Annotated in this window: 10 protein-coding genes; 3 read left to right on the top strand and 7 right to left on the bottom strand. The window is 40.4% G+C overall.

The features are described 5' to 3' along the window. Window positions 1-48: 48 nt before the first annotated feature. Window positions 49-486 (bottom strand): Rrf2 family transcriptional regulator, encoded by a 438-nt coding sequence (locus MKZ05_RS03665; RefSeq protein ID WP_253622867.1) that lies wholly within the window; start codon window positions 484-486, stop codon window positions 49-51. Window positions 487-668: 182 nt separating this feature from the next. On the opposite strand from MKZ05_RS03665, the gene MKZ05_RS03660 reads away from it, so the two are divergent. Then, the gene (locus MKZ05_RS03660) at window positions 669-1040 is read left to right on the top strand and encodes a hypothetical protein (protein WP_106030035.1); all 372 of its coding nucleotides are present in this window, start codon (window positions 669-671) and stop codon (window positions 1038-1040) included. A 54-nt stretch (window positions 1041-1094) separates the two neighbouring features. Here the strand turns inward: MKZ05_RS03660 and MKZ05_RS03655 are convergent, their stop codons facing one another. Together MKZ05_RS03655 and MKZ05_RS03650 are read right to left on the bottom strand one after the other, a co-directional pair. After that, window positions 1095-1949, bottom strand: coding sequence for an SMI1/KNR4 family protein (locus MKZ05_RS03655; RefSeq protein ID WP_050945749.1), 855 nt, complete (start codon window positions 1947-1949; stop codon window positions 1095-1097). A 107-nt stretch (window positions 1950-2056) separates the two neighbouring features. Beyond that, window positions 2057-3031: a tRNA-dihydrouridine synthase gene (locus MKZ05_RS03650; protein ID WP_106032789.1), complete on the bottom strand. Its 975-nt coding sequence runs from the start codon at window positions 3029-3031 to the stop codon at window positions 2057-2059. Window positions 3032-3676: 645 nt separating this feature from the next. On the opposite strand from MKZ05_RS03650, the gene MKZ05_RS03645 reads away from it, so the two are divergent. Then, a complete protein-coding gene (locus tag MKZ05_RS03645) occupies window positions 3677-4255 on the top strand; it encodes a hypothetical protein (RefSeq protein ID WP_339161438.1) in 579 nt (192 codons plus the stop codon). Window positions 4256-4287: 32 nt separating this feature from the next. On the opposite strand, the gene MKZ05_RS03640 is transcribed toward MKZ05_RS03645, so the two are convergent. The 3 genes from MKZ05_RS03640 to MKZ05_RS03630 form a co-directional block, all read right to left on the bottom strand. Continuing rightward, window positions 4288-5438, bottom strand: a protein-coding gene (locus MKZ05_RS03640) for an IS3 family transposase (RefSeq protein WP_339160451.1) whose coding sequence is annotated in 2 segments (ribosomal slippage) — window positions 4288-5165 and window positions 5165-5438 — 1152 coding nt in all. Because the reading frame shifts where the segments join, the coding sequence is not laid out codon by codon here. 264 nt (window positions 5439-5702) lie between these two features. Continuing rightward, entirely contained in the window at window positions 5703-7082 is a 1380-nt protein-coding gene (gene rlmD, locus MKZ05_RS03635) for a 23S rRNA (uracil(1939)-C(5))-methyltransferase RlmD (RefSeq protein ID WP_339161435.1), read from the bottom strand. A gap of 60 nt (window positions 7083-7142) precedes the next feature. Then, window positions 7143-8051: a diacylglycerol kinase gene (locus MKZ05_RS03630; RefSeq protein ID WP_050945745.1), complete on the bottom strand. Its 909-nt coding sequence runs from the start codon at window positions 8049-8051 to the stop codon at window positions 7143-7145. A 181-nt stretch (window positions 8052-8232) separates the two neighbouring features. Between MKZ05_RS03630 and MKZ05_RS03625 the strand changes: the two genes are divergently transcribed. Beyond that, window positions 8233-9186: a nucleoside hydrolase gene (locus tag MKZ05_RS03625; RefSeq protein ID WP_212046312.1), complete on the top strand. Its 954-nt coding sequence runs from the start codon at window positions 8233-8235 to the stop codon at window positions 9184-9186. A gap of 31 nt (window positions 9187-9217) precedes the next feature. On the opposite strand, the gene MKZ05_RS03620 is transcribed toward MKZ05_RS03625, so the two are convergent. Beyond that, a complete protein-coding gene (locus MKZ05_RS03620) occupies window positions 9218-12427 on the bottom strand; it encodes an efflux RND transporter permease subunit (RefSeq protein ID WP_003213881.1) in 3210 nt (1069 codons plus the stop codon). Window positions 12428-12553 lie beyond the last annotated feature (126 nt).

Below are 12553 nucleotides of genomic sequence, written 5' to 3'. Positions count from 1 at the left end.
TATTCAAGACTTTAAAGACTCTTAATATCTATAATTGGTTCAAAAAAATCACATGTTGAAAAATGGATTTTTTTCTGTCTGTTCTATTTGACTTGCGATATCAACTAACCGCTTTTGACTTAGTGTTTCCTGCATTTTCGTTTCAACATCCTGCATGACCTGTTCAATCAAACAGCCATCATGAGGCATGAAAGAATCATGTTCTAAGGAACAACGAAATAAATTGGTTTGTCCTTCTACCGCCTGAATCACATCTAAAAACGAAATGTCTTCCTTCTGTTTCATAATGGCGTAGCCACCTTTTGCGCCAGGTGTTGATTCAATCAATCCTGCCTTCACAAGCTTTGTTAAGATTTTGGATAAATAAGTGGGTGAAAGGTCTTGCATCTTGGCGAGAGGCTCAACGCCTATTGCTTTCCCCTTTGGTGCAAGAGTTAAAAACACCATCGTATGCAGCGCATAGTTGGTCGCTTTAGAATATTTCATAGGAACATCCCTTTCTATCTATTACAGACCTTTTATATCTGTAATTGATCATAAAAGATTCAAGAAGAAAAAGCAAGTGTTGTGAATCTACTTCTTTTTTCATTCCACATTTCGCATTTCCTTCCGATAATAGAGGTAAGCACGAATCAAATTTTGATGAAAACTAGAAGGAGTGAAGAGAAATGTCAGATCAACAGCACAATGCAGCACACGAAGAAGAAGAGGAATTTAACGTATACGACATGCTTCCGCCCGCAGGAACAATCATTGGAGAAGCAACAGAAGAAGAAATGGAAGCTGCGGCAGCATTAGAAGTGAGACATTATGCCTTTATGCGTCTGCAAGACTCGTACATTCAATTTGACGGATCTTCCTATAAAGAATTGCTCAAAGACTTTCAAGAACTAGAATTTGATTCTGCAAAGTTTTGGAGAGCCATCGCACGACGCCTGCATGTCCCATACGAATGGCCAATCCGAATCGACCACGCAAACGGCCCTATTTATATAGGTGAAACAGAGGATAGCCGTGAGGTTGAGGAGAGTGCGGAGTAAGGAAATGGTGACCCCCTTTTTGGTGAGGGGGTCTATTTTAAAAATGATAAATACTTATTCCTCTAAATCAAATTCAAATGCGATTGATATATTAATGGCAATGTTATGCATCTCATCTATTTCTGATTGACTCAATTGTTTCGCAAAACGACGTGCATGCTCGACAACATCAGCATGCTGCTTAATCATTTCATCATTCATTATAAAGATCGTATTGATTGCCCAGCCAGCAGTCGTTAACATTTCTTCGTTCTGAAGGGTGTCCATATATGTTTCTACTTCAGAAAAAATCCACTTGATATCATCAATTTGTTCTACTTGGAAATTCGCGATTTTTGAAAGCTGCTCAGGGTCTTTGGTTAAAAAGATATCTTTCACTTCTTCTTTTGATAATGGTTTATTCTGCTTTTCATATTCAGCCTGCCACTCTTCATCTGACATCCCATCTTCTTCACTATCCTCTGCGGTATAATGCCCCGCAAGCAATTCATCAAACGAATCCGCTAATTTGAAATCCGTCTCATATTCTAGATCAAAGTAATGAATCGGCGGATGCTCCTTTGTTTCTCTGTAATCCAATGCAATCCAAGTATGACCATCCCCACAAATGAGCACAAGTCCCTCAGGCAATTCCCATTCTTCTATTAAATAATCACTATCCATAATGCCTTCATTTTTAGCAATTCCTCTTAAATGATCAAATGACACATGATCCTCTGCCCATCCATTCGGCTGGTCCGTTGGAAAAGCGTTATGCAGGGTATACCCGCCATTTTGTTCAAGAATCAGTTTTTTATATGTATCAGGCAAGGTGACGCCTAGCTTCTTTTCCGCTTTTGCAATGCCTTTCTCATTGATTTTCTTAAATGTCTCTTCACTTTCTATGTCTGTATCCCAAAATGGTTTCAAATAAAATACCTCCAATTGTTATTTCTATCTCATTTTACCATTTAGAGCCACTAGTTTAATAGACCTATTCATAGAAAAAAGAGAAGGGCTTCCCCTCCTCTTTCTCATCATGATTGTTCTTGATTTCTCGCTTCAAATTCATCTAGCATTGCACGCACTTCATCTGTTGATGATGTGTTCATTAATTGGTTTCTTAGGAAGCTCGCTCCTCTGAATCCTTTTACATAAATCTTAAAGAAACGATGTAACGCCTTGAATGGACGCAAGCCTAATGAGGAATATTGATCATGAAGATCAAGATGCAATCTTAAAAGACCTAGCAGCTCATCACTCGTATGCTCCTTCGGCTCTTTTTCAAAAGCAAATGGGTTATGGAAAATCCCGCGCCCAATCATCACACCGTCCACACCATACTGCTCAGCGAGCTTTAAGCCCGTTTGACGATCAGGAATATCACCATTGATGGTCAAAAGCGTATCAGGTGCTACTTCATCACGAAGTTTTACAATCTCAGGAATGAGCTCCCAATGCGCATCCACCTGGCTCATTTCCTTTCTAGTACGAAGGTGGATCGATAAGTTCACAATGTCTTGCTCCAAAATGTGTCTGAGCCAATCGCGCCATTCATCGACCTCTGTAAAACCAAGTCTTGTTTTTACACTGACAGGCAGTCCCCCAGCTTTTGCAGCTTGAATCAGTTCTGCGGCAACGTCTGGACGAAGAATCAATCCACTGCCCTTCCCGTTTTGCGTGACATTCGGAACAGGACAGCCCATATTAATATCAAGCCCCTGAAACCCTAATTCTGCCATTCCAATGCTCATTTGTCTAAAGTTTTCAGGCTTGTCTCCCCAAATATGAGCAACAATCGGCTGCTCATCCTCTGTGAAAGTTAAACGCCCCTTCACACTTTGAATCCCATCAGGATGGCAATAGCTCTCACTGTTCGTAAACTCTGTAAAAAACACATCAGGTCTCGCCGCCTCACTCACAACATGACGAAACACAACATCTGTCACTTCTTCCATTGGTGCTAATATAAAAAACGGCCTCGGTAAATCACGCCAGAAATTTTTACTCATCTTTCATCCAATTCCTCTCATGACATAGCGCCTAAAGGGCATGTCCTTCTATAAAGTCTTTCAGCAATTTTTATCATTATATACTTTTGTAAGGATTCAACGCAAAAGGAGTATAAAATGAACAAAATACTATCAGCACTTTATAAAATATCAAAAATTTGAGGAGACGTAAACGCCGTTCAAAAGCTACTTCTGGGAAACGTGTCATGCGACGGGCAGCAGGTACAGCATCCGGCAAACTAATGAAAAGATATTCAAATAAAAAAGCCCTATGCAGGGACTTTTTAAATTGTAATTGCCTTTTCTGTTACATGATAAGTGTTAGAAGTAATAATTTTATCAAGTGACCAACCGGCAGCGAATAACACAGAAAAAATTGTTAAACTGATAAAATACAGTACTAAGATACAATTCATTCTTAGTATGGTTTTTGTTACAATTTTTGTGTATCGCATAGATAAAAGTGATTTTCTTAAAAGCTGCTGCTTGGATCAGAAAACGGAAAAACAATTCATAAAAGCTTTTATTAAAATGGGTGCGCCTAGAGATATTGCTAAAACTTTGGCAAAATTCATTATTAATCTTCTTTAAATAATCAATAAGTGCTATTAGTTTTCTAATAGCCCTTTTTTATGGAGGGTCTTCATGTCTTTTTCTTACGTGATTTCATTGACTTTTTTAATACTCCTTTTAGTGTCTATCATACTCTATACTTTTTTAAGAAAGAAAAACGTTGTAGATGAAGCCCCTGGCGCTATTGCTGCCGTTCTTCTTATTTTGCTTATATTTTTTTCCCTAAGTTTAGTTATTGCCCTTCCAACTGTCATGCTTTATCTAGTATCATTGGGAGTGAATTTTCTTTTCGGTGAATACATCACTTATGATTCATTTTTTTCTATGATTACCTTCTCGTTGTTAGTTAGCATCATTGTGATTTTTTGGTCATTTATCGTTTTATTTATAGGGAAAGGAATCACTTTTTTGTTGAAGATCCCAAATTGGATAACTTATATTTTAGAATTTTTTGCTTCGTGGGCTCTTATTTACTTCACGATTAAATATGTACTAAATTTGAAGATAATTGAAGTTTCTATATGGGGGAATGGTGTATTGATTTTATCTTTCTTTGTTAGCTTTTTATACATCGGACTTGATATCATATCCTCTGCGCTTGATCAAAAGAATCAAAATATAGAAGAAGAACCCCCTATCCAATGGGACTGACCCCCGTTTTTGAGACAGGGATCAAAACACCTTTATACAGCCAATTGCCGATAGTTTATCGGTGATTGGTTGTTTAGTTTCGTTTGAATACGAATGTTGTTATAATAATAAATGTATTCTTTGACAGTGCGTTCTACGATGCTGGTCGTAGTGCGGTCAATCCTGTTAAGATAGAACGTTTCAGACTTTAGTGAGGAATGAAACGATTCGATGGAGGCATTATCAGCGGGCGTCCCTTTACGGGACATGCTCATGGTAATGCCTTTTATATGAACAGCTTTCTGATACTCGTAAGATGTATATACAGAACCTTGATCGCTATGTAACACGCAATTCTCAGGCAGTGCTGGGAGCTGATTAAGTGTGTTTAAGATAAAGTCTGTGTCCTGCTTATCACCAATCGTAAAAGCAATCACTTCTCCATTATATAAATCCAATATACTGGAAAGGTACAATTGTTTCTGTCCATAAGGCAAATACGTGATGTCCGTTACTAGTTTTTCAAGAGGGCGATCAGACTGAAAGTTCCGATCCAGTATGTTACCGGCCACGGCATAGGGCTGCCCATTCTTCTTACGCTTTTTCATTTTAACCCGGCATTGCCACTGGTTTTTCTGCATGATACGTTGAACAGTTTTATGGTTAATACGCATTCTCATTTTTAGTATGGCTGTGATTTTTCGATAACCATATCGATATTTGTGCTTTCGGCACAACGTGCCGACCTGTTTCTCTAGTTGTCTTTTAGAATGATTCTGAGTCAGATCCTTTTTCCATCTATAATACGAAGTACGTAAGATGCCTAAATGGACACAGATGTCCTGTACCGTCATCGTTTTGTGAAATTCTTCTACCAGTTTGATTGACGTTTCCTTATCAACTTCCTTTCCAATTCGTTGTACTTTTTTAACACTTCATTCTGTTGACTCAAATAGCGATTTTCTGCCTGCAGTCTCTCTAATTCGGAAGAGTACTCGGGACCCTTTCCATAGGTATATTGTTTTCCAACAGGCTGTTCGAACCGGTGTGTATCCCCAGCCTTATGCCACCTCACCCATGTCTGAACCTGCGTCTTATTCTTGATATTCAATTTCTGCATGATCTCTTTCATAGGTACGCCTGCCAATCTCATTTCTACAGCCTTCTGTTTGACTTCAACCGGATAACTCACTCTTGTCCCCATAGAAAAAACACCTCCATGTTTTATTTCGGATCACAACGATCCATTTTCAAACTTGAAGGTGTTTTTTATTTGTCTCATCTTACGGGGTCAGTCCCAATAATGGAGAAGGGGTTTATTCATTTCATAGCTTTTTCTATCTATATTCATATGTCTATAGAGTTTTATTTTAATAGCATTTCAAGCGAATTTTTCATTCTAACGGAGGGGAAGCAAAAATAAGAATATCCCGATATCGATATTTTTCACGAAATCGGGATATCTCAATTAATGATTGATTACAAGACTTGCCACGCACTCCACATGACTCGTATGCGGAAACATATCCACAGGCTGCACTTCCTCCGTCACATACCCACCATCTTCAAGAATACGCAAATCACGAGCTAGCGTCCCAGGATTACAGGAGACGTAAACAACTCGATTTGGCTTCATCTTTAAAATGGTGTCAAGCAGTGCTTCGTCACAGCCTTTTCTTGGTGGATCGACGACGAGGGTATCTGCTTTGATGCCTTCTTTGTACCAGTTTGGGATGACGGTTTCTGCTTCGCCGACTGCGAATTCGACGTTGTTGATCCCGTTTAAGGCAGCGTTGCGTTTTGCGTCTTCAATTGCTTCTGGCACAATTTCTACGCCATATACTCTGCCTGCTTTTTGTGCGAGAAATAAGGATATCGTACCGATTCCGCAGTAGGCATCGATGACGGTTTCTTCGCCTTGCAGCTCTGCATATTCAAGCGCTTTGTCGTAAAGCACCTTTGTTTGGGCGGGGTTCACTTGATAAAATGAGCGGGCTGAAATGGCAAATTTGATGTCGCCAATCGTGTCATAAATGTATTCTTCACCCCATAAAACGGTCGTTTCGTCTCCGAAAATGACATTTGTTTTCTTTGAATTCACGTTTTGCACAATTGACCGAACATGTGGGAAGCGTGCTATAATCTGCTCAATCACCTGCTGCTTTTGCGGAAAGTCAGCCGTTCTAGTCACAAACACAACCATCATTTCACCTGTTGCAATGCCGTAGCGAACCATCACATGACGCAGCCAGCCTTTGTGCCGCTCTTCGTTATATGCTTTGATGCCAAACGCATTACATATGTCTTTTACTGCCTGTACCACTTCGTCATTTTCTGACTGCTGGATCAAACATTTTTCCATATCGATGATTTCATGGGTACGCTGCTGATAAAATCCTGCAACTAGTCCGCCTTCGCGTTCGCCAATTGGAACTTGTGCTTTGTTTCTGTAATTCCAAGGGTCTTCCATGCCGAGTACAGGATGAACTTTTACACGGCTCATATCAAGCTTGCCGATCCGCTCTAAAACGTCCTTTACTTGTTTCTGTTTAAATAGCAGCTGGCCTTCATAGCTCATATGCTGAATTTGACAGCCGCCGCACTGCTTATAGATAGGACATGGCGCATCTTGCCTATGCTGACTTTCCTTTGTCAGCTCCATGAGTCGCCCAAAAGCAAATCCTTTTTTGACACGTGTGACTTTGATTTTCCCTTGTTCGTCAGGCAGTGCATTCGGTACAAAGACAGGGAATCCTTCAATTTTCGCTACACCTGCACCTTCGTGCGTTAAGTCTTCGAAGGTTACATTGTAGTATTCATTCTTTTCAACAGGCGGTTTCATTTTCACCAATTTTATCACCTCATTTGCAAAGAAAAACTTGGTGCCATAAGGAACCAAGTTCAATCTCTACCCTATTTTTTCAGCTGTTGCTTTTGGCACTATAAATTCAATATGACGATACAGGTTTTCAAATTCACCTGGCAGCATGCCGCCGAATTCGCCATCTAAATTTAATTGCATTTTATCTTTTACATCTACCTTCACGCGATTCGCTTTTGTGTAGATGACATTGTTATCATGAATATGCTCGCCTCGCAGTGCAAGGCTGACTACTCGAATGGCTTCTGCTAAATTGACCTTCTTTAAAATAATCAGGTCAAACATTCCATCATCTAAAACAGAATCTGGCGCTAGCTTTTCAAAGCCGCCTACTGAGTTTGTGAGTGAAACAAGAAACAGCATGATTTCTCCATGAAACAATTTGCCGTCATATTCAATTTCGACTTCTGTCGGGCGGATCGAAGGAAGCATCTCCATGCCTTTTAAATAATAAGCAAGCTGTCCAAGCATTGTCTTCAGCTTACTAGGCACTTCATAGGTGAGCTCTGTTAACCGGCCGCCGCCTGCAATATTAATAAAATAATGGCCATTGACTTTACCGATATCAAGCGGCTTCGCTATACCATCTATAATGGCATCTGTTGCTTTTAAAACACCTTCTCGTGGAATTCCAAGTGCTCTTGCGAAGTCATTTGTTGTTCCAACCGGAATAATTCCTAGTTTTGGTCTTTTTTCAAGCGGTGCTAGTCCATTGACGACTTCATTGATCGTGCCGTCTCCACCTGCTGCTACAATTAAATCAAAGTCTCTCTGTGCGGCATTCTCAGCTGCTTGTGTCGCATCTCCTGCACATGTCGTTGCATGACAAGATGTTTCATAGCCGGCTTGTTCAAATTTTTGCAAAACCTGCGGCAAATTCTTCTTGAAGAGTTCACGCCCAGATGTCGGATTGTATATAATTCGAGCACGTTTCATTCATCATCATCCTATATTCATTATGCAATCTATTTTCACCACTAACAACCTTTAATTATACTATGAGATTTGAAAATGGCAACAGAACAACACCCTAATATGACAAATCTCCTGCCACATTTCCCTCAGCAAGAAAGCATTCTGATAAGATAAAAGAAAACGCTGTAAAGGATGGTTTGCGATGAAAAAGCCTGTCTATTTTAATCATGATGGTGGTGTTGATGACCTCGTCTCGTTATTTCTTCTCCTTCAAATGGAACATCTGAAAGTGATTGGGACGTCTGTGATTCCTGCTGATTGTTATTTAGAGCCTGCTCTCAGTGCGTCTCAAAAAATCATTGATCGATTTAGCCCATATGAAATTGAAGTCGCTGCTTCAAATTCTAGAGGCGTCAATCCCTTTCCAAAAGAGTGGCGCATGCATGCTTTTTATGTAGACGCCTTACCTATCTTAAACGAGAAAGGCACTGTTGATACAAAAGTGTCCAAGCTTCCAGCACATCTTCATTTAATCGAAACTGTTAAAAAGTCTGCAGAACCTGTCACGCTGCTCTTTACAGGTCCGCTCACAGACCTTGCACGCGCCTTAGAAGAAGATCCTTCAATCTCTAATAAAATTGAAAAATTGGTATGGATGGGCGGTACATTTCTTGAGAAAGGGAATGTGGAGGAACCCGAGCATGATGGGACAGCAGAATGGAATGCATTTTGGGACCCTTATGCTGTCAGCACCGTCTTCAAGGAACGCTTTCCTATTGAAATGGTCGCACTTGAGAGCACAAATCAAGTTCCGCTTACACCTGATATTCGTCAGCGGTGGGCTTCCCTTCGTTCTCATATCGGGATTGATTTTATTGGGCAGTGTTACGCCTTTTGCCCGCCTCTCATTCATCACGAAACCAACTCGACTTACTACTTATGGGACGTGCTGACAACGATCACTCTTGCTTCCTCATCATTTACTCGTTCAAAGGAAATGAATGCGATCGTTTACACCGAAACGCCAAAGCAAGGACGTACCGAAGAGCATACAGATGGAAAATCAATTCAAGTGATTGATCATGTCGATCGTGACGCATTTTTCCAAGCATTTGAAGAGCTTATGAAAAGAGCTGTTTGTCAGATTTCAACATAAAAAAGCCCCGCCATCAAAGCGGGGCCCCATCTCAATCTTCTTCTACGTATTTCTTTTTGCGTTTAAATTTGCTTAACACTTCGTATACGATTGGTACGATAACCAGTGTTAACAATGTTGAACTTGCGAGACCACCAATGACTGTGACGCCAAGTCCTTTTGAAACAATTTGGCTTCCGCCTTCAAATCCTAATGCTAATGGAAGAAGTGCCCCAATTGTCGCAAGTGCCGTCATTAAGATTGGACGTACTCTTATTGTACCAGCTTCCAGTAATGCCTCTCTTGTTGAGAGTCCTTCTTTCTCTTTATGAATGACTCGGTCAATTAAGACGATCGCGTTTGTCACAACAATTCCGATCAGCATGAGCAATCCAATCATGGCGTTTAAGCTGATGGTTTCTTTTGCTAAAAACAATCCAACGAGCGCGCCAATAATTGTAAATGGAAGCGAGAAGAGAATTGCAAATGGTGCAAGACCTCCGCCAAATGTGATGACGAGAACGAGATACACAATGGCAATCGCTGCGAGCATTGCGAGCCCAAGCTGTGTAAAGGATTCCTCAATATCCGCACTTACGCCGCCTGTGTCAATCGTTACGCCAGATTTCAGATCAAGCTTGTCGACTTTTTTCTGAACATCCTGTGTCACACTTGAGACATCATCTGTTGTCATGTCTCCAGACACTTCTGCGTAGATTTTTCCATCACGTTTTGTCACCGTATTCGCTGTCGTACCATTTCTTACTTTTACGACATCACCAATTCGGACTTCTTGCCCTGTTGGTGTTGTGATCTTTTTATTTTCTAAATCTTTTTTGCTCTTATATTCATCTTTTTCCGTTTGAAGATTCACATCAAGTTCTTTGCCGTCCTCAGTTACTTTCGTCAGTGTTGTTTCACTATTTTGAGGAGCAATCGCTTGAGCGATTTGTGAAGCAGTTAGACCCAGTTTCGCCAGTTTTTCTTGATCTGCATTAAACGTATATTCGTCGTATTTCTCAGATAAGCTTGTGCTGACATTTTTCAGGTTTTTCTCATCTTTTAAGATGTTCTCGACATCTTTTACTGTGCCTTCAATATCGCTTACTTTGTCACCGTAGACATAGTACGTTACTGTATTGCTTGCGCCAGCAGATGAGAAGTCTTGTGATTTCCATTCCCCTTTAGACGTTTTGTCTTGCAGGGCTTTGACCACTTTATCTTTTTCTTTATCAAAGTTTGGTGTGTCTTCATCATATTGTACGAAGAATAACGCACCGTTAGAATTGCCGCCTACACTTGCTGTCAGGGCATTTGAAGAGCCTAGTGAATATTGAACAGTATTGACATGGTCACGTTTGATCAAATATTCTTCTGCTTTTTTCGTTTCATCGATAGCTTGTTCTCTCGTTTGTCCAGGTTCAGGTGTATAAGTCACCATCGCCGTCTTCTCTGCTTCCTGTGGTAAGAAGCTGACACCGACAAGTGGTGCTAAGAATAAGCTTCCGACAAGCATAAGAATGGCAATTCCTGATGTGATCCATTTGTGGTTCAATGTCCAATTGAGTACACGTCTATAACCGCCAGCAAGCTTGCTTGGTTTATGTTCTTTTACCTTTTTCGCTGTGCCGTACAGGTTCTTTTTAAATAGACTGTGTGCCATCATTGGAACAATCGTAATGGCGACAAGGAGTGAAGCCATTAAAGCAAACACAATCGTTAATGCAAATGGGATGAATAGTTCACCAATCATTCCACCCACAAGTGCTAGCGGTAAGAAGACCGCAATTGTGACGATCGTCGAAGACATGATTGGAATAAACATTTCTTTTGTGGCTTCTTTAACGAGTTCTTTTCCTTTTAATGGCTCATCCTTTAATGCCATTCGTCGATATATGTTTTCTATGACAACAATGGAGTCATCAACAACACGCCCAATGGCGACGGTCATGGCACCAAGTGTCATGATATTTAGTGTGATATCCAGCTGATTTAATATTAAAACAGCAATCAACAGAGATAACGGAATGGAGATGACCGAAATTAAGGTTGATTTGATATCTCGAAGGAACAACATAATGATAATGATCGCAAAAATCGCTCCGATGATAGCCTTATTCAGCATTGTGCTAACGGACTCTTTAATCGGTTCTGCTTGATCATATGTGGTACTTACTTTGATTCCTTTGTTATCTTTCTTAAACTTCTCAAGTTCTTTTGTGACTGCTTCTGCTACACTTACTGTGTTGGCATCAGAGCCTTTGACAATTTGCAGACCGATACTGTCTTTTCCATTTGTTCTAGAGATCGATTCTGCATTCTTGACGACTTTAATATCCGCAATCTCAGAAAGCTTAATTGTCGGCAGCTCTACAGATTGACCGCTCGCTGCACTTCCACTAGGTTGCTGCTGGGCTGCTGCTTGCTGCTGACTTGCATTTCCAGCCTGCTGCTCCGCACCTTGCGCACCTGGGTTTTCAGCGCCGCTAGATGGTGCTCCAGCTCCACTGCTTGCACTTGGTGTGACAGGAATTCGCATGTTTTTCAAATCTTTGACGCTTAAAATATTGCCGTCCACGACAACTGATTTTTGTTTGTTGCCAAATGTGTATAAACCTAATGGCACATTCACATCAGAGCCTTTGATCATGTTTTGGACGGTTTCTTCATCTAAACCGTATTCTTTCAATTTTTTTTGTTTAAACGAAAATTCTACTTCTTTGATTTGCTGTCCAGAAGCTTCGACGGAAGATACACCGTCTAATCCTTCAAGTGAAGGGACAAGGTCACCTTCCACTTTTTTCGTCAGGTTTTCTAATGATTCTTTATCACCAGATACACTGAGTGCTAATATTGGAACCGCATTGATACTAAAGCGTGCGATTTTTGGTTTTTCTGCATTTTCCGGAAAATTGATGTTGTTAACCGCATCTTCAATTTCCTTTTTTGCTTCATCCATGTCTTTGTTATAATCGTACTCGACTTGAATCGATGAAGCATTTTCAAAAGAATTGGATGTGACCACATTGACTCCGTTTAGGTTTTGAATAGACTTCTCAATTGGATCGGTCACCTTATCTGATACTTCGTCCGGCGTTGCGCCAGGATACGTTGTAGAAACCGTAATGACTGGAGTGTTGATATTCGGGATTGATTCTTGTTTCATATTCAATCCAGCATATAGACCAGCAACTGTTACGATAATTGTCATGAGCCATACAGCGAACTTATTCTTTAATACAAAATTGATGATCGAATTCATTATGTCCTCCATTTTCCTTTATGTATTGACTGACTGGTCATTCTATATCATAATAAACGGTGATATACAATGCCGTCAACCATTTCTCTTGCGTTTGACGTAACATTCTAAAGCTGAAGGGGCCTT

This window comes from Bacillus sp. FSL M8-0277 (assembly GCF_037975305.1).
In the GTDB taxonomy this organism is placed as follows: domain Bacteria; phylum Bacillota; class Bacilli; order Bacillales; family Bacillaceae; genus Bacillus; species Bacillus pumilus.
The sequence above is the reverse complement of the archived record's forward strand: the minus strand, read 5'-3'. Positions and strand labels throughout refer to the sequence as shown.

Excerpts from the sequence above, each read along its gene's own strand:
- MKZ05_RS03665 (WP_253622867.1), bottom strand. The coding sequence starts at position 486 with ATGAAATATTCTAAAGCGACCAACTATGCGCTGCATACGATGGTGTTT.
- MKZ05_RS03660 (WP_106030035.1), top strand. The coding sequence starts at position 669 with ATGTCAGATCAACAGCACAATGCAGCACACGAAGAAGAAGAGGAATTT.
- MKZ05_RS03650 (WP_106032789.1), bottom strand. The coding sequence starts at position 3,031 with ATGAGTAAAAATTTCTGGCGTGATTTACCGAGGCCGTTTTTTATATTA.
- MKZ05_RS03645 (WP_339161438.1), top strand. The coding sequence starts at position 3,677 with ATGTCTTTTTCTTACGTGATTTCATTGACTTTTTTAATACTCCTTTTA.
- MKZ05_RS03630 (WP_050945745.1), bottom strand. The coding sequence starts at position 8,051 with ATGAAACGTGCTCGAATTATATACAATCCGACATCTGGGCGTGAACTC.
- MKZ05_RS03625 (WP_212046312.1), top strand. The coding sequence starts at position 8,233 with ATGAAAAAGCCTGTCTATTTTAATCATGATGGTGGTGTTGATGACCTC.
- MKZ05_RS03620 (WP_003213881.1), bottom strand. The coding sequence starts at position 12,427 with ATGAATTCGATCATCAATTTTGTATTAAAGAATAAGTTCGCTGTATGG.